Source organism: [Enterobacter] lignolyticus SCF1 (assembly GCF_000164865.1).
GTDB lineage: Bacteria > Pseudomonadota > Gammaproteobacteria > Enterobacterales > Enterobacteriaceae > Enterobacter_B > Enterobacter_B lignolyticus.
Map to the genome: position 1 here is coordinate 4,591,189 of NC_014618.1, position 24,119 is coordinate 4,615,307.

22 protein-coding genes are annotated in these 24,119 nt (G+C 57.9%); 4 read left to right on the forward strand and 18 right to left on the reverse strand.

The features are described 5' to 3' along the window. Positions 1-18: 18 nt before the first annotated feature. Both rho and trxA read right to left on the reverse strand, forming a co-directional pair. The gene (gene rho / locus ENTCL_RS21295; RefSeq protein WP_002437993.1) at positions 19-1,278 is read right to left on the reverse strand and encodes a transcription termination factor Rho; all 1,260 of its coding nucleotides are present in this window, start codon (positions 1,276-1,278) and stop codon (positions 19-21) included. Between the two features lie 323 nt (positions 1,279-1,601). Next, positions 1,602-1,931, reverse strand: a complete 330-nt coding sequence (trxA, locus tag ENTCL_RS21300) for a thioredoxin TrxA (RefSeq protein ID WP_013368191.1) — start codon at positions 1,929-1,931, stop codon at positions 1,602-1,604. A gap of 151 nt (positions 1,932-2,082) precedes the next feature. Here trxA and rhlB point away from each other — a divergent pair, with 151 nt between their 5' ends. Both rhlB and gppA read left to right on the forward strand, forming a co-directional pair. Beyond that, the gene (gene rhlB / locus ENTCL_RS21305) at positions 2,083-3,348 is read left to right on the forward strand and encodes an ATP-dependent RNA helicase RhlB (protein WP_013368192.1); all 1,266 of its coding nucleotides are present in this window, start codon (positions 2,083-2,085) and stop codon (positions 3,346-3,348) included. A gap of 7 nt (positions 3,349-3,355) precedes the next feature. After that, a complete protein-coding gene (gene gppA / locus ENTCL_RS21310; protein WP_013368193.1) occupies positions 3,356-4,855 on the forward strand; it encodes a guanosine-5'-triphosphate,3'-diphosphate diphosphatase in 1,500 nt (499 codons plus the stop codon). 15 nt (positions 4,856-4,870) lie between these two features. Here the strand turns inward: gppA and rep are convergent, their stop codons facing one another. The 4 genes from rep to ENTCL_RS21330 form a co-directional block, all read right to left on the reverse strand. After that, the gene (gene rep, locus ENTCL_RS21315; protein ID WP_013368194.1) at positions 4,871-6,892 is read right to left on the reverse strand and encodes a DNA helicase Rep; all 2,022 of its coding nucleotides are present in this window, start codon (positions 6,890-6,892) and stop codon (positions 4,871-4,873) included. Between the two features lie 99 nt (positions 6,893-6,991). Then, a complete protein-coding gene (gene pnuC, locus ENTCL_RS21320; RefSeq protein WP_013368195.1) occupies positions 6,992-7,720 on the reverse strand; it encodes a nicotinamide riboside transporter PnuC in 729 nt (242 codons plus the stop codon). Then, a complete protein-coding gene (locus ENTCL_RS21325) occupies positions 7,720-8,469 on the reverse strand; it encodes a nucleoside phosphorylase (RefSeq protein WP_013368196.1) in 750 nt (249 codons plus the stop codon). The genes pnuC and ENTCL_RS21325 overlap by 1 nt, the downstream gene beginning before the upstream one ends. A gap of 29 nt (positions 8,470-8,498) precedes the next feature. Next, positions 8,499-9,200, reverse strand: a complete 702-nt coding sequence (locus ENTCL_RS21330) for a Crp/Fnr family transcriptional regulator (protein ID WP_013368197.1) — start codon at positions 9,198-9,200, stop codon at positions 8,499-8,501. Positions 9,201-9,399: 199 nt separating this feature from the next. Between ENTCL_RS21330 and ppiC the strand changes: the two genes are divergently transcribed. Beyond that, positions 9,400-9,681 carry a peptidylprolyl isomerase PpiC gene (ppiC, locus tag ENTCL_RS21335; RefSeq protein ID WP_001140255.1) on the forward strand — a complete coding sequence of 94 codons (282 nt, stop codon included), beginning with the start codon at positions 9,400-9,402 and terminating at the stop codon, positions 9,679-9,681. A 130-nt stretch (positions 9,682-9,811) separates the two neighbouring features. Here the strand turns inward: ppiC and ilvC are convergent, their stop codons facing one another. Then, entirely contained in the window at positions 9,812-11,287 is a 1,476-nt protein-coding gene (ilvC, locus tag ENTCL_RS21340) for a ketol-acid reductoisomerase (protein WP_013368198.1), read from the reverse strand. A 129-nt stretch (positions 11,288-11,416) separates the two neighbouring features. Here ilvC and ilvY point away from each other — a divergent pair, with 129 nt between their 5' ends. Continuing rightward, positions 11,417-12,346, forward strand: a complete 930-nt coding sequence (gene ilvY, locus ENTCL_RS21345) for an HTH-type transcriptional activator IlvY (protein WP_238981832.1) — start codon at positions 11,417-11,419, stop codon at positions 12,344-12,346. Positions 12,347-12,373: 27 nt separating this feature from the next. On the opposite strand, the gene ENTCL_RS21350 is transcribed toward ilvY, so the two are convergent. The 11 genes from ENTCL_RS21350 to ilvE all read right to left on the reverse strand — a co-directional run bounded on the left by ENTCL_RS21350 (position 12,374) and on the right by ilvE (position 24,106). Beyond that, complete coding sequence (locus tag ENTCL_RS21350; RefSeq protein WP_013368200.1) at positions 12,374-12,640, reverse strand: HPr family phosphocarrier protein; 267 nt, start codon at positions 12,638-12,640, stop codon at positions 12,374-12,376. Then, on the reverse strand, positions 12,634-13,278 hold the full coding sequence (locus ENTCL_RS21355) for a dihydroxyacetone kinase family protein (RefSeq protein ID WP_013368201.1): 645 nt from the start codon (positions 13,276-13,278) through the stop codon (positions 12,634-12,636). Before ENTCL_RS21355 ends, ENTCL_RS21350 begins: the two co-directional genes overlap by 7 nt. 9 nt (positions 13,279-13,287) lie before the next feature. Continuing rightward, complete coding sequence (locus tag ENTCL_RS21360) at positions 13,288-14,304, reverse strand: dihydroxyacetone kinase subunit DhaK (protein ID WP_013368202.1); 1,017 nt, start codon at positions 14,302-14,304, stop codon at positions 13,288-13,290. A 55-nt stretch (positions 14,305-14,359) separates the two neighbouring features. Continuing rightward, positions 14,360-15,022: a class II aldolase/adducin family protein gene (locus tag ENTCL_RS21365; protein ID WP_013368203.1), complete on the reverse strand. Its 663-nt coding sequence runs from the start codon at positions 15,020-15,022 to the stop codon at positions 14,360-14,362. 101 nt (positions 15,023-15,123) lie between these two features. Further along, entirely contained in the window at positions 15,124-17,187 is a 2,064-nt protein-coding gene (locus tag ENTCL_RS21370; protein WP_013368204.1) for a BglG family transcription antiterminator, read from the reverse strand. Positions 17,188-17,243: 56 nt separating this feature from the next. Then, entirely contained in the window at positions 17,244-18,647 is a 1,404-nt protein-coding gene (locus ENTCL_RS21375; RefSeq protein ID WP_013368205.1) for a PTS galactitol transporter subunit IIC, read from the reverse strand. A gap of 46 nt (positions 18,648-18,693) precedes the next feature. Beyond that, on the reverse strand, positions 18,694-18,972 hold the full coding sequence (locus tag ENTCL_RS21380; protein ID WP_013368206.1) for a PTS sugar transporter subunit IIB: 279 nt from the start codon (positions 18,970-18,972) through the stop codon (positions 18,694-18,696). A gap of 1 nt (position 18,973) precedes the next feature. Continuing rightward, positions 18,974-19,489, reverse strand: coding sequence for a PTS sugar transporter subunit IIA (locus tag ENTCL_RS21385; protein WP_013368207.1), 516 nt, complete (start codon positions 19,487-19,489; stop codon positions 18,974-18,976). A 229-nt stretch (positions 19,490-19,718) separates the two neighbouring features. Further along, on the reverse strand, positions 19,719-21,263 hold the full coding sequence (gene ilvA, locus ENTCL_RS21390; protein ID WP_013368208.1) for a threonine ammonia-lyase, biosynthetic: 1,545 nt from the start codon (positions 21,261-21,263) through the stop codon (positions 19,719-19,721). Between the two features lie 2 nt (positions 21,264-21,265). Continuing rightward, positions 21,266-23,116, reverse strand: coding sequence for a dihydroxy-acid dehydratase (ilvD, locus tag ENTCL_RS21395; RefSeq protein WP_013368209.1), 1,851 nt, complete (start codon positions 23,114-23,116; stop codon positions 21,266-21,268). Positions 23,117-23,176: 60 nt separating this feature from the next. Next, the gene (gene ilvE, locus ENTCL_RS21400) at positions 23,177-24,106 is read right to left on the reverse strand and encodes a branched-chain-amino-acid transaminase (RefSeq protein WP_013368210.1); all 930 of its coding nucleotides are present in this window, start codon (positions 24,104-24,106) and stop codon (positions 23,177-23,179) included. Positions 24,107-24,119: the final 13 nt, after the last annotated feature.

Consider the following 24,119-nt stretch of genomic DNA (forward strand, 5'->3'; position numbering starts at 1 on the left):
TTTTCTAACCGGCGGTTTTTACGAACGTTTCATCATATCGAAGAAGTCGTCGTTGGTTTTGGTCATCGCCAGTTTGTTAATGAGGAACTCCATCGCATCGATTTCACCCATCGGATGGATGATTTTGCGCAGGATCCACATTTTCTGCAGCTCTTCCTGAGTGGTGAGCAGCTCTTCTTTACGGGTGCCGGAACGGTTGTAGTCGATAGCCGGGAAGACGCGTTTTTCAGCAATCTTACGAGACAGGTGCAGCTCCATGTTGCCTGTACCTTTAAATTCTTCGTAGATAACTTCGTCCATTTTGGAACCGGTATCGATAAGCGCCGTTGCGATGATGGTCAGGCTGCCGCCCTCTTCGACGTTACGCGCCGCACCGAAGAAACGCTTCGGACGATGCAGGGCGTTGGCGTCCACACCACCGGTCAGAACTTTACCGGAAGCCGGCACCACGGTGTTGTAAGCGCGCGCCAGACGGGTGATGGAGTCGAGCAGAATGATAACGTCTTTCTTGTGCTCAACCAGACGCTTCGCCTTCTCGATAACCATTTCCGCGACCTGAACGTGACGGGATGCCGGTTCGTCGAAGGTAGAAGCAACCACTTCGCCTTTGACCAGACGCTGCATCTCGGTAACTTCTTCCGGACGTTCGTCGATCAGCAGCACCATCAGCACGCAGTCCGGATGGTTGTAAGCGATGCTCTGCGCGATGTTCTGCAGCAGCATGGTTTTACCGGCTTTCGGCGGCGCGACGATCAGGCCACGCTGGCCGCGGCCGATTGGCGATGCCAGATCCAGAACGCGCGCGGTCAAATCTTCGGTCGACCCGTTGCCACGCTCCATACGCAGACGAGAATTCGCGTGCAGCGGCGTTAAGTTCTCGAACAGGATCTTGTTACGCGCGTTTTCCGGTTTGTCGTAGTTAACCTCGTTAACTTTCAACAGCGCAAAGTAGCGTTCACCCTCTTTCGGCGGACGAATCTTACCTGAAATGGTGTCACCAGTGCGGAGGTTGAAACGGCGGATTTGGCTGGGGGATACGTAGATGTCGTCAGGGCCGGCGAGGTAGGAGCTGTCTGCGGAGCGGAGGAAACCAAATCCATCCTGCAGAATCTCCAGCACACCATCGCCAAAGATATCTTCGCCACTCTTCGCGTGCTGCTTCAGGATGGCAAAAATAATGTCCTGTTTGCGCATACGGGCCAGGTTTTCTAGCCCCATATTTTCGCCGAGAGTGATCAGCTCAGAAACCGGCGTATTCTTTAATTCGGTAAGATTCATAGTGGTGTGAGGGGTAAATCTCGAACGTATGTTGTGAATGGTATGGCAGGGTCATCCATGCCTGTTTACGGCTTTCAACTCATGTCTGTACGCGGCCTGGTCAAAGGAAAAAACACAGAACTGAAACGACGAGACGGAATAAGCGATAAGCCTGAAATCTTTAAGCCTCACGCGAGTGATACGGGAAGCCTGGGTAAAACCAGATTCAAACTACATTAGGTATGTTTAAAACGAAGTCAACGTTAACTTAGCACGACTTATCGCAGGCGTCCAGCAATCCCTCTATTTTCGGAACCGTGGACGCCGCAATATTGAGGCTATCCTCAGGCGAGGTTAGCTTCCAGGAACTCTTTCAGCTGACCTTTGGACAGCGCGCCCACTTTGGTCGCGACGACTTCGCCCTGTTTGAACAGCAGCAGGGTTGGAATGCCGCGGATGCCGTATTTCGGCGCGGTACCCGGGTTCTGGTCGATGTTCAGTTTGGCCACGGTCAGTTTACCGTCGAACTCTTCGGCGATTTCATCCAGAATCGGGGCGATCATTTTGCACGGACCGCACCACTCTGCCCAGAAATCGACGAGGGTCAGCCCGTCAGCCTTGAGTACGTCCGTGTCAAAACTGTCGTCAGTCAGGTGAATAATTTTATCGCTCATAGTTAACTCCGCAGGAATAAGCCTGGTGTGTTGGTGTAGCATTAATCAACAATCAACGCCTCGTTGATGTTGCTTTAGCCAACGAAAGGTTGACGTTATTTCACCGGATACGCTTTCTTAATGCAATAGTAAGCTGATATTCTACCACACTATGAGCAAAACACATTTAACAGAACAGAAGTTTTCCGACTTCGCCCTGCACCCAACGGTGATTGAAGCCCTTGAAAAGAAAGGCTTTCATAATTGCACGCCCATTCAGGCATTGGCTCTGCCGCTGACGCTGGCAGGCCGTGACGTTGCGGGTCAGGCGCAAACCGGTACTGGCAAAACGATGGCGTTCCTGACGTCAACGTTTCATTATCTCCTCTCTCATCCGGCGATGGAAAATCGCCAGGTGAACCAACCGCGCGCGCTGATCATGGCGCCAACCCGCGAGCTGGCGGTGCAGATCCACGCGGATGCTGAACCCCTGGCAAGCGCCAGCGGCCTGAAGCTGGGCCTCGCCTACGGCGGCGACGGCTACGATAAGCAGCTGAAAGTGCTGGAAAACGGTGTCGATATTTTGATCGGCACAACCGGTCGTCTCATTGATTACGCCAGACAAAACCATATTAACCTGGGCGCGATTCAGGTCGTGGTGCTGGACGAAGCCGATCGCATGTACGATCTCGGCTTTATCAAAGATATTCGCTGGCTGTTCCGCCGCATGCCGCCGGCCAATCAGCGCCTGAACATGCTGTTTTCCGCTACGCTCTCCTACCGCGTACGCGAACTGGCGTTCGAGCAGATGAACAACGCCGAGTACGTCGAAGTGGAACCGGAACAGAAAACCGGCCACCGCATTAAAGAAGAGCTTTTCTATCCGTCTAACGACGAGAAAATGCGCCTGCTGCAAACGCTGCTGGAGGAAGAGTGGCCGGATCGCGCCATTATCTTCGCTAACACCAAGCACCGCTGCGAAGATATCTGGGGCCATCTGGCTGCGGACGGCCACCGCGTCGGCCTGCTGACCGGCGACGTGGCGCAGAAAAAACGCCTGCGCATTCTGGAGGAGTTCACCCGTGGCGATCTTGATATCCTCGTCGCCACCGACGTCGCCGCTCGCGGCCTGCATATTCCGGCCGTGACCCACGTCTTTAACTACGACCTGCCGGACGACTGCGAAGATTACGTTCACCGCATCGGCCGTACCGGACGCGCTGGCGCCAGCGGCCACTCTGTCAGCCTCGCCTGTGAAGAGTACGCGCTGAACCTGCCGGCTATCGAGACCTATATCGGCCACTCGATTCCGGTAAGCAAGTACAATCCGGACGCGCTGATGACGGATCTGCCGAAGCCGTTCCGCCTGACGCGTACGCGCCCGGGTAATGGTCCGCGCCGCACCGGCGCGCCGCGTAACCGTCGTCGTTCGGGTTAAATACGCTATGCTCAGCACCGCCTCTTCGCTTTATGCAGCTATCGATCTCGGTTCCAATAGTTTTCATATGCTGGTTGTGCGCGAAGTGGCGGGGAGCATTCAGACCCTCACCAGAATTAAGCGCAAAGTGCGCCTGGCCGCCGGGTTATCTCGCGATAACGTACTGGCGCCGGAAGCGATGGAGCGCGGCTGGCAGTGCCTGCGCCTGTTTGCCGAACGTCTGCAGGACATCCCCCAGGCGCAAATTCGCGTCGTAGCGACCGCCACCTTGCGCCTTGCCGTCAACGCCCAGGCGTTCATCGCGAAAGCGCAGGAGATTCTGGGCTGTCCGGTACAGGTTATCAGCGGCGAAGAAGAAGCGCGGCTGATTTACCAGGGCGTGGCGCATACCACGGGCGGCGACGATCGTCGTCTGGTGGTGGATATCGGCGGCGCCAGCACCGAGCTGGTCACCGGCACCGGCGCGCAAACCACGTCGCTGTTCAGCCTGTCGATGGGCTGCGTCACCTGGCTTGAACGCTACTTCTCCGATCGCAATCTTGAGCAAACGCATTTCGATACCGCCGAACAGGCGGCGCGCGATGTGCTGCGCCCGGTCGCCGACGAGCTTCGTCGCCATGGCTGGAAGGTTTGCGTCGGCGCATCCGGCACCGTACAGGCGCTACAGGAAATTATGATGGCGCAGGGCATGGACGAGCGGATCACCCTCGCCAAGCTGCAGCAGCTTAAGCAGCGCGCCATCCAGTGCGGACGCCTCGAAGAGCTCGAAATTCAGGGACTGACGCTTGAACGCGCGCTGGTTTTCCCCAGCGGGCTGGCGATTCTTATCGCCATCTTCACCGAACTCAACATCCAGTGCATGACCCTCGCGGGCGGCGCGCTGCGGGAAGGTCTGGTCTACGGCATGCTGCATCTGGCGGTCGATCAGGATATCCGCCGCCGTACGCTGCGCAATATTCAGCGACGCTTTATGGTGGATACCGAGCAGGCGCAGCGCGTTGCGCAGCTGGCGTCGCATTTCGCCGATCAGGTGGGCGAGCAGTGGGAGCTGGAGCCGCTAAGCCGCGAGCTGCTGCTCAGCGCCTGCCATCTGCATGAAATCGGCCTTAGCGTTGATTTTAAATACGCGCCGCAGCACGCGGCCTATCTGGTCAAAAATCTCGATCTGCCGGGCTTTACTCCGGCGCAGAAAAAGCTGCTGGCCACGCTGGTGCTCAATCAGACCAACACCATCGATCTGCCGTCGCTGCATCAGCAAAACGCCGTGCCGCCGAGGGTGGCGGAACATCTTTGTCGGCTGCTGCGTCTGGCAATCCTCTTCGCCAGCCGCCGCCGCGACGATTTGCTGCCCGAGGTTTCGCTCAGCGCCCGCGGCGAAACGCTGACGATGCAGCTGCCGCAAGGCTGGCTGGAGGAACACCCGCTCGGCACCGAGATGGTCGAGCAGGAAAGCCAGTGGCAAAGCTACGTTCACTGGCCGCTGGACATCGCCGCCCCCTCTGCCTGAGGGAGATAACCGCGTTTACTTCTCTTTTGCCCTCGCCAGCATCGCGCGAATATTGGCGACGTTGGCCTGCCCTTTGTGCATGCGCTCCTCCGGGGTCACCACTTTCCGCGCCTGCTCCCAGATAAGATCGTCCTGCGGCAGCTCCAGCAGGAAACGGCTCGGTTCCGGGCGCACCAGCTCGCCGTACTGGCGACGCTCTTTGCACAAGGTAAAGGTCAGCTCCTTCTGCGCGCGGGTGATGCCCACGTAGGCCAGGCGGCGCTCTTCATCGACGTTATCTTCATCGATGCTGCTCTGATGCGGCAACAGCCCCTCTTCCATTCCCACCAGATAGACATACGGAAACTCCAGGCCTTTCGAGGCGTGCAGCGTCATGAGCTGCACCTGGTCCAGCTCCTCATCGCTCTCCCCTCGCTCCATCATGTCGCGCAGGGTAAAGCGGGTGACGACCTGCGTCAGGGTCATCGGCTCCTCCAGCTCGCTGCCCTCCAGCATCTCCGTCATCCAGCCGAACAGCGTGTTGACGTTTTTCATCCGCATTTCCGCGGCTTTGGGGCTTGGCGAGGTCTCAAACAGCCAGGACTCATAGTCGATACCGTGGATAAGGTCGCGCACCGCCGCAATAGGCTCCCGCTCGGACAGCCGCTGAACCTCGCCCAGCCACTGCGTGAAGCGGGTCAGCGACTCATAGCCGCGCCCGGTCAGCGTCTGGTTTAGCCCCATATCGAAGCTGGCGGAAAACAGGCTCTTGTTGCGGGTGGTGGCCCATTCACCCAGCTTTTGCAGCGTTGCCGGGCCAATCTCGCGTTTCGGCGTGTTCACGATACGCAAAAATGCGCTGTCGTCGTCCGGGTTGGTCAGTATCCGCAGGTAGGCCAGCAGATCCTTAATTTCCGGGCGCGAGAAAAACGAGGTGCCGCCCGAAATACGGTACGGAATGCGGTTTTGCATCAGCAGCTTTTCAAATACCCGGGACTGGTGGTTCCCGCGATACAGGATCGCGTAGTCCTTGTACTGGGTCTTGTTGATAAAGTGGTGCGCGATAAGCTCCCCGGCCACCCGCTCGGCCTCATGCTCTTCATGGTTGGCGCTCAGCACCTTGAGCTCCACGCCGTAGCCCAGCTCGGAAAAAAGTTTCTTTTCAAACACGTGCGGATTATTGGCGATCAGAATATTCGCCGCTTTCAGAATGCGCCCGGACGAGCGGTAGTTCTGCTCCAGCTTAATCACCTGCAGCGCCGGGAAATCCTGGCTTAGCAGCACCAGGTTTTGCGGCCGCGCGCCGCGCCAGGAGTAAATCGACTGGTCGTCATCGCCCACCACGGTAAAACGGGCGCGGCTGCCGACCAGCTGCTTCACCAGCTCGTACTGGCTGGTGTTGGTATCCTGATATTCATCCACCAGCAGATAACGGATTTTGTTCTGCCAGCGCTCACGCACCTCGTCATTGCGCTGCAGCAGCAGCGTCGGCAGCAAAATGAGATCGTCGAAGTCCAGTACGTTGCAGGCTTTCAGGTGCGCATCATACAGCCCATAGCAGTGGGCAAAAATGCGATCGCGCTCGCCGAGAGCCCCAGCGGCGGCCTGCGCCGGGGTTTTCAGATCGTTTTTCCAGTTCGAGATCGTCGAGATCAGCTGCTGCAGGACGACTTTATCATCGTCAATCAGCCCTTCCGTCAGCTCTTTGAGCAGCGCCGTCTGGTCGGTGTCGTCAAACAACGAGAAGTTTGACTTCATCCCCAGCGCGGCAAATTCACGTTTGATAATTTCCAGGCCCAGGGTATGGAAGGTGGAAATCATCAGCCCGCGCGCCTCCTGGCGCCCCAGCGTCTGCGCCACGCGCTCTTTCATCTCGCGCGCGGCCTTGTTGGTGAAGGTGACGGCGGCGATATGGCGCGCCTGATAGCCGCAGCCGCGGATCAGATGGGCGATTTTATTGGTGATTACACGGGTTTTTCCCGAGCCAGCTCCCGCCAGCACCAGGCAGGGTCCGGTGACGAATTCGACGGCATGTTGTTGTCCGGGGTTTAAACGCATGGCTGTATTGCTCAATCTTCGAACGGGGGGAGGATTGTAGCAGAAACTGAAGGCGGGCGTGCAGCAGGCCGCCCTTTCAGGCAGCCTGGAAATGTGGGTTCAGGAAGCGCGGGCGGCAAGCGGCGCGTAGCCATTGCGCCTGGCGCTGACGATCCAGCTCCAGGAGCCCATCACCGCGATCGCCGTCAGCAGGACATATTCCAGCGACATCGCGTACACGCCCTGAATGGCGTAGATAACCACGCTAATCACGTCGATAACTACCCACAGCAGCCAGTTTTCCACGTATTTACGGGTCATCAGCACCATCGCCACAATGGAGAGCACCAGCATGGTGGAATCCCAGAACGGGAACGCATCCGGCTGCAGGTCAGGCATCGCAACCTGAATGCCGACCGCGTGCAGCACCGCCAGCATAATGCGGGTCAGCATCGCGAATACCGGGTCGATAAACAGCGTCATTAGCACAATGGCGACGACGCAAACCGCGCCCAGCGCCAGCGTCTGCTGACGCGAGAGCCAGCGAACCTTCAGCGCGGCTTCATTGTTCTCGGTCTGCCGGCTCCATGCGTACCAGCCGTAAATGTTGGCCGCGAAGAAGAACACCTGCAAAAGCAGGCTGGCGTAGAGCTGGATCTGGAAAAAAATCGCCGCAAACAGCGTGACGTTAATCAGACCAAACAGGTAATTGACTATCTTTTCCCGGCTGGCGCACCAGATGCACAGCAGGCCGAATACGGTGCCAATGGCCTCAATCCACGACAGCGCATAGCCGCCCTGCCCGAGGGGAATGGTGACCATCACGTTGTTAATGCTAAAAAAGTCCATTACTGCACTCCTTGCTGGCTGTCAGAATGAATCGCCCGCAGCGCCAGAGCTATCTGTCGTTCTTCGCCCTTCTGGCACAGCGTCTCTTGTTGTACATAGTCGTTGATACTGCTGTCCAGGCACCCGTTGTGCGCCACCACCACATTCAGCAATGATGCCGTACGCAGCCCGCGCAGCGCGCCAACCACCATCAGCGGCGCGCTTTCCATATCCGCGCCGAGAATACCACGCGCCGACCACTCCGCGTCCAGCGCCGCCTCGCGGTCGGTATAAAAGCTATCGTGGCTGCGGACGAGACCGCAGGTCGCCGGAATCCGCATCTGCGCCGCCTGCTGCATCAGCGTCCAGGTCAGCTGCGGATCGGCGCAGGCCGGGTAGCCTGCCGGGGCGTAGGTACGGCTGGTACCGTCATCGGTCACCGCGCCGTTGGCGATAATCACATCGCCCAGCGCCAGGTTATCCTGCAACGCGCCGCAGCTGCCGATGCGGATCAGCGTTTTTACGCCAATCTGGCGCAGCTCCTCCACGGCGATAGCCGTAGACGGCCCGCCAATCCCCGTCGACAGCACCAGAATTTCCGTACCCTGATACCAGCCGCGCAGCGCGCGAAACTCGCGGTTCTGCCCTAAAGGCTCCGGGTCATCAAGAAAGCGAGCGACACGATCCACCCGCTGCGGGTCACCTGGCAGTAAGGCGTATCTCGCCCCCGTCATCGGTGAATCCAGTCGAATATGTGGCTGAAGCGACATCATCCCCTCCTTCTCAATCGTGGTGGTCTTTAGGTTTCAGCCTCCTGCTTCAGCTTTTCAGGGGCTAACAGCACGATCCGCTCGCCGTCGGAATCAATAATTCGCAGCGTTTTCAGATCGTGCAAAATGCGGTTGATACTGCGCGTCGTGGCCGCAAATTCTTGACTCAAATTCTGCTTATCCAGCAAAAAAGTCGCCGTTCCCTGCTGTTCATACCGCAGCCAGAGCGCCTGGCATACCCGCTGATGCAGAGAGTAAAGGCTGTCGCTGCTGGCTTTTTTTGACAGCTGGTAATACTGCTGGCTGAAAAACCGCAGCATGCGCTGGTTAAAATGATTATCCAGCGTCAGCCAGCGTTCAAAATGCGCCTGCGACAGGCTCAGCAGCTGCGTATTGCTGACGGCAACGACGGAGCAGATGTAGTTTCGCGAGTCGAAAATTTCCAGCTCGCCCAGCATGTCGCCTTTGCCGTAACGGGCCTGGCGGTAGCGGCGGCCATCGTCGGCCTCAAAAAAGACATCCACCTCGCCGGCGACGATCAGCGAAAAGCGCTGGCAGATATCGCCCTGCCGACAAATCGCCGCGCCGCGAGGAATATCCTCAAAGGCCCAGCGCTGCATTATCTCCAGCGGACAATTTTTCAGGAGCGCGTACAGCGTCGGATCGCTCACCACGCGCCGAAGCCCTGTCAGCCAGTCGTCTGAAAATTCAGCTTTTTTCATCATGTTCATGATATCTCGCTCCACGTTCGCAAAGACAGGACGGGCGTCCCGGGCGCCGACGCTACGCCGGGTAAAACTGCTGCGTACCTCCCGGTTCCATGATCCCGTCGGGACATCTGTCCCGTAATGGAAAAAAGGCCGCAGTGTTATATCGCCGATAACGCATGCTACTATTGCGGCCTTAATCTATCCCATTCAAGGCACGATCATGGCAAAAACAGCAGCAGCACTGCACATTCTGGTGAAGGAAGAGAAACTGGCACTGGATCTTCTGGAGCAGATTAAAAACGGTGGCGATTTCGAGAAGCTGGCGAAGAAGCACTCTATCTGCCCGTCAGGCAAGAAAGGTGGTCATTTGGGAGAATTCCGCCAGGGACAGATGGTTCCGGCGTTCGACAAAGTGGTCTTCTCCTGCCCGGTGCTGGAGCCAACCGGCCCGCTGCACACCCAGTTCGGCTACCACATCATTAAGGTGCTGTACCGGAACTAACAAAAAACCCGGTGAATCTGATCACCGGGTTTTTGCCTGATGGCGCTGCGCTTATCAGGCCTACGATACGTACACTTTGTGTAGGCCGGATAAGACGTTTACGCCGCCATCCGGCACCGCATGTAGCAGCTTAGCCCGCAACCGCGATACGCTTCATATCCGTCATGTAGCCGCGCAGCTTCTTACCCACCTGCTCGATCGCGTGGCCGCGAATCGCTTCGTTGACATCACGCAGCTGCGCGTTATCTACTGCGCCTTCAGCAATCGCTTTACCCAGATCGCCCGGCTGAATTTCCGTCATGAAGGATTTCAGCAGCGGCACGCAGGCATAAGAGAACAGGTAGTTGCCGTACTCTGCGGTATCGGAGATAACCACGTTCATTTCGTACAGACGCTTACGGGCGATGGTGTTGGCGATCAGCGGCAGCTCGTGCAGCGATTCGTAGTAAGCGGACTCTTCGATAATACCGGATGCCACCATGGTTTCGAACGCCAGCTCAACGCCCGCTTTCACCATCGCGATCATCAGCACGCCTTTATCGAAGTACTCCTGCTCGCCGATTTTACCTTCAAACTGCGGCGCAGTTTCGAACGCGGTTTTGCCGGTCTCTTCACGCCAGGTCAGCAGTTTCTTATCGTCGTTGGCCCAGTCAGCCATCATGCCGGAGGAGAATTCGCCGGAGATGATGTCGTCCATGTGCTTCTGGAACAGCGGCGCCATAATTTCTTTCAGCTGCTCGGACAGCGCGTAAGCGCGCAGTTTCGCCGGGTTGGACAGACGGTCCATCATCAGCGTGATGCCGCCCTGCTTCAGCGCTTCGGTGATGGTCTCCCAGCCGAACTGAATCAGTTTTTCCGCATACGCCGGGTCAGCGCCTTCCTGAACCAGCTTGTCGAAGCACAGCAGAGAACCGGCCTGCAGCATACCGCACAGGATGGTCTGCTCGCCCATCAGGTCAGATTTCACTTCCGCTACAAAGGAAGATTCCAGCACGCCCGCGCGGTGGCCGCCGGTGGCTGCGGCCCAGGCTTTGGCAATCGCCATGCCTTCGCCTTTTGGATCGTTTTCCGGGTGCACCGCGATAAGCGTCGGTACGCCAAAGCCACGCTTGTACTCTTCGCGCACTTCGGTACCCGGGCACTTCGGCGCTACCATCACCACGGTGATGTCTTTACGGATCTGCTCGCCCACTTCCACGATGTTGAAGCCGTGGGAGTAGCCCAGCGCCGCGCCGTCTTTCATCAGCGGCTGCACGGAACGCACAACGTCGGAGTGCTGTTTGTCCGGCGTCAGGTTAACCACCAGGTCCGCCTGCGGGATCAGCTCTTCATAGGTACCGACTTTAAAGCCGTTTTCGGTGGCTTTACGCCAGGAGGCGCGCTTCTCGGCAATCGCTTCTTTGCGCAGAGCGTAAGAGATATCCAGACCGGAGTCGCGCATGTTCAGACCCTGGTTCAGACCCTGCGCGCCGCAGCCGACGATGACCACTTTCTTACCCTGAAGGTAGCTTGCGCCGTCGGCAAATTCTTCGCGGCCCATAAAGCGACATTTACCCAGCTGCGCCAGCTGCTGGCGCAGATTCAGTGTATTAAAGTAGTTAGCCATGGTGATACTCCGTGATGTTGTGTCGTGCTTGTTGTTTGGTTCGCTTGCCGTGTCTTGCAAGGAGAATACATTCACTATATGTCAGGAAATGCGTTGCTTAAATTGATATATTAACAACGTTATGTTGCAATATTCGCAACACGAAACTGTGGAGCCGGTCTCATGGATTTACGCGATCTGAAAATGTTTTTACATCTGACGGAAAGCCGCCACTTTGGCCGCAGCGCGCGCGCTATGCACGTCAGCCCCTCCACGCTCTCGCGGCAGATTCAGCGGCTCGAAGACGATCTCGGCCAGGCGCTGTTTATTCGCGATAACCGCACCGTGACGCTCACCGAAGCGGGCGAAGAGCTGCGCACCTTCGCGCAGCAGACACTATTGCAGTACCAGCAGCTGCGGCACACGATCGACCAGCAGGGGCCGTCGCTCTCGGGCGAGCTGCATATCTTTTGCTCGGTTACCGCGGCCTACAGCCACCTGCCGCCAATCCTTGACCGGTTTCGCGCCGAGCACCCCTCGGTGGAAATCAAGCTCACCACCGGCGACGCCGCGGATGCAATGGAGAAAGTGGTGACGGGAGAAGCGGACCTGGCGATCGCCGGTAAGCCGGAGACGCTGCCCGGCGCGGTGGCGTTTTCAATGCTGGAAAACCTGGCGGTGGTGCTGATAGCCCCGGCGCTCCCCTGCCCGGTGCGCACTCAGGTGACGCAGGATAAGCCCGACTGGTCGACGGTGCCGTTTATCATGGCCGATCAGGGTCCGGTACGCCGCCGCATTGAGCTGTGGTTCCGCCGTCAGAAGATAAGCAACCCGTCGATTTACGCCACGGTCGGCGGCCACGAGGCGATGGTGTCGATGGTCGCCCTTGGCTGCGGCGTAGCGCTGCTGCCGGAAGTGGTACTGGAGAACAGTCCTGAACCGGTGCGTAATCGCGTAATGATTCTGGAGCGCAGCGACGAGAAAACGCCGTTTGAGCTCGGCGTCTGCGTACAGAAAAAGCGGCTGCACGAGCCGCTGATTGATGCGTTCTGGAAGATTGTGCTGGAAATCAAAAAGTAACCCCGGCATCACGCCGCGACGGGGCGTTTAATCAAAGCCAAAGCCCTCGGCGAAGAGCTGCTTAAGCTGCGCCATCGCCTCCTGCTCATCGCTGCCGCTGCAGATAAGCTCCAGCGATGCTTTACCTTTAATCCCGGCGCCCAAAATGCTCATGATGCTCTTTCCCTTGATGGTTTTGCCGTTGTACACCATCTCGATTCGCGACTGGTATTGCGCGCAGGCTTTCGCCAGCACCCCCGCAGGCCGGGCGTGAATCCCGCTCTGGTTGCTGACCCTGATGACTTCTCTCAACATAGCGGCTCCTGCTCCCTCTCCTGAACGAAATTGAAATACCCCTGAACCAGCAGTTGAGCCACCATCGCCCCGGGATCAACAAAAGCGCGCGAACGTTCGCCGTGGATGGCGGCGCGTCCGTGCCGGGCGACCATGGTCGTGGTTTGCCGCACGCCGTGCTGCGCCTGCAGCAGTGCTTCGCGCGCCAGGGCCGCAGGGGAACCCTGAGACGACGTCAGTACCGCAACCGCTGGCGCCAGGCCATCCAGGAACGTTTTCTCTCCGGGCCGGGCCTTCCCGCGCTGCTGTACGCCATCAAACCAGGCCTGAAAGAAGGTTCCCATCTCGTCGGGCGCCATGGACTCACGGCCTTTAAACGCTTTACCGGCCTGCATCAGCCCTGACGCCATCAGCGTGCCCATCGTGGAAGGCACCGCGGAGGCCATCGTTTTGCCCGCCTGGTAGAAAAATTGCCCGAGATCCCGTTCATCGCTGTGCTGCGCATACTGCGAAGCGGCAGCGAACCCGTCGCTCATGGTCAGCCCCAAATCGCCGTCGCCTACTACGCTGTCGAGCTCTGTCAGTACATCCTTACTGGCCGTCATCAGCTGCGCCCAGCCGGCAAACAGACGGCGCAGTCCGTGCGTATCGATAGTCATCGCGCCTCCTCAGGCTGAAAACTGCCTGAACATCGGGGTGTTCGCCTCACGGGCAAGCAGCGCCTTCAGCTCCTCGTCCACCGGCATCAGGCTGATGGACATCCCTGCCATCTCCATCGCGGTGGCGAACTCGCCCACCCAGACCCGAAAAACGCGGATCCCGCTCTGCGACAGCGTGTGATGAACATGGCGGTACATCAGGTACAGCTCCTCAAGCGGCGTCGCCCCCAGGCCGTTGATCAGCACCGCCACTTCATCACCGCTCTGACACGGCGAATCCGCCAGCAGCCAGGACATCATTTCGTCCGCGATTTGGCGGGCGGGCAGCGTCGGCCCCCGGCGTATTCCGCTTTCGCCGTGAATGCCCATCCCAATTTCCATCTCATCATCGCCAATCTGAAAACCGGGTTTGCCGATACGCGGTACGATGCAAGGGGAAAGCGCCACGCCCAGCGTGCGGACGCGATCGCCAGCTTTTTGCGCGACCCGCGCCACCGTATCGAGGCAGCCCCCGTTAGCGGCCGCCGCGCCCGCGCATTTGTAGACGAAAAAAATACCGGCAACGCCCCGGCGGGCGGATGCGTTCCCTTCCCCCGACGGCGCGGCGCCAGCCGAATCATCGGCGGCAACGACCGTTCGCGTGCGGATATCGCTCTCCATCTCCGCCATTTCCGCCGCCATGTCAAAGTTGAAGATGTCGCCGTTATAGTTGCCGTAGAGGTACAGCACGCCCGCGCCGGTATCGACGGCCTGCGTCACCGCCAGAATCTGCTCCGGCGAGGGAGACTGGAAAACATCGCCGACCGCGCAGCCGTCCAGCATGCCTTCGCCGACATAGCCCAGAAACAGCGGCAGATGGCCGGAACCGCCGCCGGTGACTATCGCCACCTTGCCAGGCGTGGCCCCAACGCGCGCCAGGCAGTGCGGGTCGTCATTCACGCAGCGCAGCGCGTCAGGATGGGCCAGATAAATACCCGCCAGCATCTCAGGAATGAAGTCATCCGCCTGGTTAATAAACTTTTTCATCTTTTCTCTCCGTGAAGATCCCGCCCCCGAGCAGGCAGCGGCGGGACAGGACGCATTAACGGGAAAACCGAATTTGCGACGGGTACTGCCAGCGCTGCAGCTCGTCCGGCGTAAATGACGCAGGCTCCTTGCCGCCGTTAATCACCAGCGCGTGGTAATAGATTTGCGCCATTTCTTCGAGATAGGCCGATTTCAGCACCGCCTCATAGGGGTCTTTATCCACGCCGATGGCGCCATGCTTTTCCATCAGAATGGCGTCCGCGCGTCTGATGGGCTCGATGACGCTGTTGGACAGGGCCGGAGTCCCCGGGCGACCGTAGGGCGCGACCGGGATCACGCCGTCCAGCAGATTGAGGATCGCGCATTCATAGACCACCGCCGGAATCGGCTTATTCAGCACCGCGAAAGAGGTCGCGTACAGGGAGTGGGTATGGGAAACGGCAAAAATATCCGGGCGGGCTTTATAGATCTCGATGTGCATCAGGCATTCGCTGGTCGGCCGTAAACCGGCCTCGCTTTCGATAACGTTGGCCTCGACGTCCATCACTACAATATCGCGCGGCGTCAGGTGCATTTTATCCACCGTGGTCGGCGTCACCAGGATAAGCCCGCTCTCTTTGTCGCGCACGCTGGAATTCCCGGCTTTATGTTTACACAGCCCCCACTGCTGCGCGGTCCTGGCCATGTCGACGACCTGTTTTTTCTGAATCTCTAACATAAGCATTATCCTGTGTTGGTTGTAAGGACGAGCGCTACCGCGGCAATCATTACCGACAGATGACGTTGCTAATAAAGGGAGCGCGCAGTAATGCGCGCGGATTACCGATGAATAGCTATTGCGTTAAGTAACTCCGTTTTATTTCGGGCCTGACGGATGCAATTTCCGCCATCATGAAACTCGAGAAATTCATTTAATTGCGCCAGCGCTTTCAGGTGTTTTTGCGGATTATGAGTCGCCAGCACGATCACAATATCGGCCTGCATATACCCGGCAAAATCCATTTTTTCTGGCAGGCGAAGTAGCGCCATACCGGTGTCGGCGGCGCCGTCATCGATACCGGCATGGGCGATGATTACCCCCTCCGCCAGCATAATCCACGGCTGTTCTTCGCTAATTTTGTCAGTCATGATGCGAACGTAGCGAGGCTCAATCACGGCATCGCACAGCAGCGATGATGAGGCGTCGCTAATCGCCTCCTGCCAGCTGGCCGGTAGCTCTGCCGCCAGCCGGACGTGCGTCTCGCCGAGCAGTTCAGCCAGCGAAGGCGCGGCGGGCTCCACGCGGTTCTGCGGGCAGGCGGCATGGTTTTCATCGTAGATATAATGCGCCAGCGCGCGCTGCAATCCTTTGTGATCGGTAATATTGCCGAAGCGTTCGAAAATCAGCAGCAGCTGCTCAATTTGAATAATATTGGGGTCGACGCCCTGCAAAGCGCCGATCACATGATGGCGAAAGGTGCTCTTATGAATGCTGCTGGCGGACGGGTTCACCACAAAAACCATTTTACTGGTGCTCAGGTGCGTAGTGGAAAACACCACGTCGTAGTGCCCGCTATAGCGTTCAAATTCCCGGCGCGACATTACAGAGGAGAAATAGAGTTCAGGGAACAGCACCTGTAGCGTCAGGAAAAGATAGGTTGAAATCGTGGCGCTATTTTCACACACCACCAGCGCCGTCTTTTGCAGTTTGACCTGATGAATAACGCCCTCGCGGGTCAACCAGCCGCCAAACAGCACGGTCAGAAACGCCATCTCCTCATCAGGAATTTCACAATGCAGCAGCTGTTCAAACGGCGCCGCCGCACGCCGCACCATTTCGTGCAAATGGCTGAACTCCTTAACCACCAGCTCGTAAACGCTGCTGGTATTGGCGAGATGGTAGCGAATACGGTAGTAGGCCGGTTTCCAGTGCTGGTAAATCTTTTCGATAAGCTCGCTTTTTTCCTTAATGGTGACGCAGCTTATTTTCTCGAAGCTGTCCACAACGGCGCAGACGCTTTCCAGCAGAATAGCGTCCAGATGAAAGTACTTATCGGCAATACTCTGGATATTCGAGCTCTGGATTAACGCGGTCAGGAAAATAAGCTCATTCTGTATGTGAATATCAATTTTGCTGATAACGCTCTGAATCAGAGAGAAATCCCTGCTGCTGGCAATATCGGCATAGCTTTCCGGGAGATTAACCAGGTATTTCCCGCAGGCGATGCGATGCAAAATAAAGCAAATAAAATAGATAAGCTCCTGCAGCTGCCGGTCGGTGAACTGAATTTTAAACCGCCGCTCGATCTCGCTGAAGACGTTCCCGACCTTTTCAAGGTGCTCGCTCATCACGTTGTTATATTGTGAAATGATGCTTTTGGCGACGGGGATCTCCAGCACCCGCCGCAGGCAGTTGAGCAACAGATACCGTTTTTCCAGCTCTTCGCCCAGAATATGGTAGCCGTTGCCCCGGTCGTAGCTGATTTCCAGCCCGAACCTTGCCGCCTCCGCCCGCACCTTTTTCAGATCGTTGATAATGGTGTTCTGGCTGACGCCGAGCGAAGAGGAGAGGTGCAGCAGCGAAAGCCGCTCGCTGCGGGTCAACAGCATGAAGACAACCATCTGCCCGCGCTCCTCTTCGGAAAACAGATAGCGGTTACGCGCCTCCGCCGTCTGGTGCTGGCGGAAATGTTCAATCACGTGGCGCGAGATGTGCAGTTTCCCGGTCTTCAGGCGGCTGATACGATCGAAATGGTTCGACTCAAGATAGTCATTAACCTTTTGCAGCGTATAGCTCAGCTGCTTGCGCGTCAGGCGAAACCGCTCCTCCAGCTTGGTGCCGGTGATGCCAGGGTCATTAACAATGGCGTCCAGCACTGCAACCACGCGTTTGTCCACGGCCATACTGACTCTCCTGTGCTCAAAAATCTGGCGGCGGCGCCTGCCGCCAGACGTTCACATTACGCCTGATGCGCGTTCTCTTGCTGCAATGCCTCCTGCTGTGCCCGCTCGCTTTCCCGGCGCAGCTCGCGGGAATAGAAGAAGTAGCCGCAGGCCCAGAAAATGGCGAACAGCAGCGGGACGACGTTGCCCTGCAGAAACTTAAACAGAAATGAGAAGGCGTAGGTAAAGACCGGCGCGTCAATGGAGCTGTTGGAAATCAGCTGTCCGGCCGGGATGCTGATGGCTTTCGTCGCCTGCCCAAGCTCGGTAATCATCGGCGCGAACTGGGTGCCGACGAACAGGAAGAACGGCACGCCGATAATGCTCAGGATGACCATCCGCAGGGTATTGCCGCGGGTGACCAGATACGCCGGAACAATCAGCGAAATGTTGATAATGCCGGCAAAGGGCAGAATTTTATTTCCCGGCAGCACGATAGCCCAGATAAGGGTGAAGGGAATGGCGACGATAATCGCAAACCAGATTTCGCTGGCGCCGCCCATAAACGGCCAGTCGATACCGACGAACAGCCTGCGCCCGGAGAACCGCTTATTCATGTAATCGCTAATCGCTTCGGAAATCGGCGACAGCGCCTGCATAAAGAGCTTCGAAATCATCGGGAACAGCACCAGCGCGGTGGCAGCCTGTACGCCCAGCATCAGGGTTTTCGCCACGCTATAGCCCGCGATAATGCCAAAGAGGATCCCAAGGATAAAACCGATGATATGGTTTTCGGCAAACACCCCTACCTTCGCCCGCAGCGCCGTGGCGTCCATCGGCTTATTACAGACCGGAATTTTGCGCAGCAGCAGATCGAACGGATAGTAAATCGCGCCAAAGAACACCATGCGGTGGGTACAGGTCACGCCGGGAATGCCGGTCAGCTTCTCGATGCGATGCTGATGAATATCCCCCGCGTTAAGCTCCATCACAATCTGGAAGGCGGCGATCAGAAACGCCAGCGCCAGGCTCCAGGCTGGCCCGAACAGCGGCGTGGTGACGCTCACCACGATAAAAGCCGTAAAGATTTTGCCCCAGACGTTCCACAGGTCAGCGTTGAACGTGTTGGTTTTGTTCAGCATCAGCATCACGATGTTGACGCCAACCTGCAGCGGGAACATGGCGAACGCGTACGGCCACGCCCAGGAAATATTGGCCATCGTCGTCCAGCCGCCGTCAACAATACTCAGCTCGAGGCCGGTTCGCTTCATCATGGTTTGCGCCGCGATGCCGATCGCATCGACCATAAAGCCGATCAGCATGCTCATCCCGACGAACGCCACCCCCAGCGTGATCGCCGCCGACGCCGCATCGCGAAATTTCATCCGTACCGCCAGCCCGGCCAGCAGCATAATGAACGGTACAAAAACCGGCGCGCCTAACGTGAGGATGTAATTAATAATTACGCCAAGAAAGTCCATAGCACTTCTCCACTAAAAATAGTTATAAGAATTAAAGCGCTATGCCTCATTTACAGGCATCAATCACCTTCTGTAATTCCTGTTCCATCCCCATTCCCGTCAGAAATGCAATACCGTTAATTACCGGAATGGGATATTGCTTATCCACTTTGGTGATCGCGATATAAGCCGCGCTGTCCTTAATATGGCTATCCAGCGATTTTAAATCGACGACCTCAACCTTAATGTGCGTCTGATTGCGCTCCTTCAGGAGACGCGACACTTTACTGGCAACCGTCTGCGACGTGGCGACGCCGCTGCCGCAGGCAACAATGATTTTTTTCATCTTATTCATCCTTCTCTAATTGCAGTATTGATTTGAGAGTACAGAGAAAATCATCAACCTCCGCGATGTCGCATAGCCGCTGAATAGCCTGCTCGTCGGCCAGACAATCCATCAGTTTCTGTAGCACCATCAGGTGGCTGCTGTGATCGACAAAACCAAGTAAAACAATGAAGTGAACCTGGAGGATATGTTCATCATTGCCCATTTCATGCCAGGCGAGCGGCTGGCTCAGACGCGTCACGGAAATAAACGGCCTGACGACATGCTGCGGGTCGGTATGGGGAAGCGCTATCGCTACGGGCAGCGTCGGCAGCCCGGTAGGATACGCGTTTTCTCGTTCAATGATGGCCTGAAGAAACGTCTCGCGGACATACCCACCCGCGCTTAACTCACGAAATACCGCAGAAAAAAACGCGGCGGTATTTACGTAGGCCTTATCCAGAAAAATAAGTTGAGGGGGAAAATAACCGCAGTCCTGTACGCTTTCATCCTCGGCATAATTTATATTCGAGCTCATTCGAATATCCTCGCTGACCGCCATAATTAACTATTGCCTAGGGTAATTCAGTCACCGGCTGACGGCGACAAACATTGCCCACAAAAGATGTGCAGCGGCAGGCTCAACATGGTGAGCGTTTTATTATGAAACGCGTCACATATTTAGCCGAAACAGCCATTGAGGATAAAAAAATGGCGCTATCAGAGTTTCCTGATAACGCCATTAGAGAAAAGCGCGCACGCAGTCGCTAGCCCGCGAGGAAAAACCTGAACGCCGGGTTATGGGTTTCATCGTGGCAATCGTAGCCCAGCTCATTCAGCCGCGTTTCGAAATCAGGCTCGTGCTCGCCCAGTTCGAACGCCGCCAGAACGCGACCATAGTCGGTGCCGTGGCTGCGGTAGTGGAACAGTGAAATATTCCAGTGGGTGCCCAGCGTGTGCAGAAATTTAAGCAGCGCGCCTGGAGACTCCGGAAACTCAAAGCTGTACAGCCGCTCCTGCAGCGGTTTGGACGGACGCCCGCCGACCATGTAGCGTACGTGCAGCTTCGCCATCTCGTCATCGGAGAGATCCACCACGCTATAGCCGCCGTTGTGCAGCATCTGGAGGATCTCTTTACGCTCTTCCAGCCCACGGCTTAAGCGGACGCCGACAAAGATGCAGGCATTTTTGGCATCGGCAAAGCGGTAGTTAAACTCCGTCACCGAACGCCCGCCCAGCAGCTGGCAAAACTTCAGGAAGCTGCCCTTCTCTTCCGGAATGGTGACCGCCAGCAGCGCTTCGCGCTGTTCGCCCAGCTCGCAGCGTTCGGAAACGTAGCGCAGGCCGTGGAAGTTCACGTTAGCGCCGGAAAGCACATGGGCCAGGCGCTCGCCGCGGATGCTATGCTGGGCGATGTATTTTTTCATCCCCGCCAGCGCCAGCGCCCCGGAAGGCTCCGCCACCGCACGCACGTCCTCGAACAGATCTTTCATCGCCGCGCAGATTGCGTCGCTATCGACGGTAACGATATCGTCGAGATACTCCTGGCACAGACGGAACGTCTCATCGCCGATGCGCTTCACCGCCACGCCCTCGGCAAACAACCCGACGCGAGGCAGGTCCACCGGATGTCCGGCCTCCAGCGCGGCTTTCAGGCAGGCGGAATCTTCCGCTTCGACGGCGATCACTTTGATCTGCGGCATCAGCTGTTTGATCAGCACCGCCACGCCCGCCGCCAGACCGCCGCCGCCGACCGGCACAAACACGCGGTCGATGTGGGCATCCTGCTGCAGCAGCTCCAGCGCCAGCGTGCCCTGACCGGCGATCACCATCGGGTGATCGAACGGCGGCACCCAGGTAAAACCCTGCTGCTGCGAGAGTTCAATCGCTTTGGCTTTCGCTTCGTCAAAGTTCGCCCCGTGGAGCAGCACTTCGCCACCAAAACCGCGCACCGCATCCACTTTGATGTCGGCGGTTGCGGTTGGCATTACGATCAGCGCCTTCACGCCCAGGCGCGCAGAGGAGAACGCAACTCCCTGTGCGTGGTTACCCGCCGATGCGGTGATCACGCCGTGCGCTTTTTGCTCCGGCGTCAGCCCCGCCATCATGGCGTAGGCGCCGCGCAGCTTGAAGCTGTGTACCGGCTGACGGTCCTCACGCTTCACCAGAATCACGTTATCAAGGCGCGACGAAAGCTTTTCCATCTTTTGCAGCGGCGTGACCTGCGCGGCTTCGTACACCGGGGCGCGCAGCACGGCCCGGAGATATTCCGCCCCCTCAGGGGCGGCGGATAGCGGTTGTGACTCGGCCATGATTAACCCCCGAGTTTGGATTTATCGCGCACCGCGCCTTTATCCGCGCTGGTGGCAAGGCTCGCATAGGCGCGCAGGGCGAAGGAGACTTCGCGCTGCCTGTCTTTTGGCGTCCAGGCTTTCTCGCCGCGCGCCAGCTGGGCCTCACGGCGCGCCGCCAGCGTCTGGTCGCTCACCTGCAGCTGGATGCCGCGGTTCGGGATGTCGATGGCAATCATGTCGCCGTCTTCAATCAGGCCGATGTTGCCGCCGCTTGCCGCTTCCGGCGAAACGTGGCCGATGGACAGGCCGGAGGTTCCGCCGGAGAAACGACCGTCGGTGATAAGCGCGCAGGCTTTGCCAAGCCCCATGGACTTCAGGAAGCTGGTCGGGTAGAGCATTTCCTGCATCCCCGGCCCGCCTTTCGGCCCTTCGTAGCGAATCACCACTACGTCGCCTTCCACGACTTTACCGCCGAGGATAGCCTCTACGGCATCATCCTGGCTTTCATACACTTTCGCCGGGCCGGTAAACTTCAGGATACTGTCATCCACCCCCGCCGTTTTCACGATGCAGCCGTTTTCCGCGAAGTTGCCGTACAGTACCGCCAGGCCGCCGTCTTTACTGTAGGCGTGCTCCAGAGAGCGGATACAGCCTTCGGCGCGATCGTCATCCAGCGTCTCCCAGCGGCAATCCTGCGAGAATGCCTGGGTGGTGCGAATGCCCGCCGGACCCGCGCGGAACATGTTCTTCACCGCATCGTCTTTGGTCAGCATCACGTCATACTGCTCCAGCGCCTGCGGCAGCGTCAGGCCCAGCACGTTTTTCACGTCGCGGTTCAGCAGCCCGGCTCTGTCCAGCTCGCCGAGAATGCCGATCACGCCGCCCGCGCGGTGGACGTCTTCCATATGGTACTTCTGGGTGCTCGGCGCGACTTTACACAGCTGCGGCACCTTGCGGGACAGCTTGTCGATATCGCTCATGGTGAAGTCGATTTCGGCCTCCTGCGCGGCCGCCAGCAGGTGCAGAACGGTGTTGGTGGAGCCACCCATGGCGATGTCCAGGGTCATGGCGTTTTCAAACGCCGCTTTGCTGGCGATATTGCGCGGCAGTGCGGAAGCGTCGTCCTGTTCGTAGTAACGTTTAGTCAGCTCAACGATGCGCTGACCGGCGTTGATAAACAGCTGCTTACGATCGGCGTGGGTTGCCAGCAGCGAACCGTTGCCCGGCTGAGACAGACCCAGCGCTTCGGTCAGGCAGTTCATGGAGTTGGCGGTGAACATGCCGGAGCAGGAACCGCAGGTCGGGCACGCGGAGCGCTCAACCTGGTCGCTTTGCGCATCGGAAACTTTCGGGTCAGCGCCCTGAATCATCGCGTCGACCAGGTCGAGCTTGATGATTTTGTCGGACAGCCTGGTTTTACCCGCTTCCATCGGGCCGCCGGAAACGAAGATCACCGGAATGTTCAGGCGCAGGGAGGCCATCAGCATCCCCGGGGTGATTTTGTCGCAGTTGGAGATGCACACCATGGCGTCAGCGCAGTGGGCGTTGACCATGTACTCTACCGAGTCGGCGATAAGCTCGCGCGACGGCAGTGAATAAAGCATGCCCCCGTGACCCATCGCGATACCGTCATCCACGGCGATGGTATTGAACTCTTTCGCCACGCCGCCGGCGGCTTCAATTTGCCCGGCAACCAGCTTACCGAGATCGCGCAGGTGCACGTGGCCCGGTACGAACTGGGTAAACGAGTTCACCACGGCGATAATCGGCTTACCAAAATCGGCGTCGGTCATCCCGGTGGCGCGCCACAGCGCGCGGGCACCCGCCATATTACGGCCATGGGTGGTGGTGGCGGAACGATACTTAGGCATGCTTGATTTACTCCCGTCTGGCTATTAAATGGGACGGTGCGTGCCGTCCCATATTTATACTTAGTGATTAACCTGGTCCAACCAACCCCATTTGTCTTCGGTTTCGCCGGTGAAGAGGCCGAAGAAGGCTTGCTGAATACGTTTCGTGAGCGGACCGCAGCGGCCTTCGCCCACCTGGATGCCGTCAACGCTGCGCACCGGGGTAATTTCCGCTGCGGTGCCGGACATAAACACTTCATCCGCCAGGTACAGGGACTCGCGGGACAGCACCTGCTCGCGCACCTCGATGCCGAGGTCTTTCGCCAGCTTAATAATGGCGTCGCGGGTAATGCCCGGCAGCGCGGAGGAGGTAAACGGCGGCGTGAACAGGATGCCGTCTTTCACCTCAAACAGGTTTTCGCCTGCGCCTTCAGAAAGATAGCCGTTCACGTCCAGCGCGATACCTTCCTGATAGCCGTGACGGCGCGCTTCGCTGCCGACCAGCAGAGAAGAAAGATAGTTACCGCCCGCTTTTGCCGCCGTCGGGATGGTGTTCGGCGCCGCGCGGTTCCAGGAGGACACCATCGCATCAATGCCCTGATCCAGCGCTTCCGCGCCCAGATACGCGCCCCACGGGAAGGCGGCGATGATCACATCGGTGGTATATCCCGCAGGCGGGTTCACGCCCATACCGACATCGCCGACGAAGACCAGCGGACGAATATAGGCGCTGGTCAGGTTGTTTTTGCGAATCACTTCGCGGCAGGCTTCCATCAGTTCATCAACGCTCTGAGAGACCGGGAAACGATAGATTTTGGCTGAATCACGCAGACGCTGTATGTGCTCGCGATGGCGGAACACCACTGGCCCTTTGTGTGAGTCGTAGCAGCGGATACCTTCAAAGACCGAGGTACCGTAATGCAGCGCGTGGGACATCACGTGGACCTTGGCGTCCTCCCAGCGAACCATCTCACCATTGAACCAGATGTAATCAGCTTTTTTCGTCGTCATTTTTCTTCCTTTT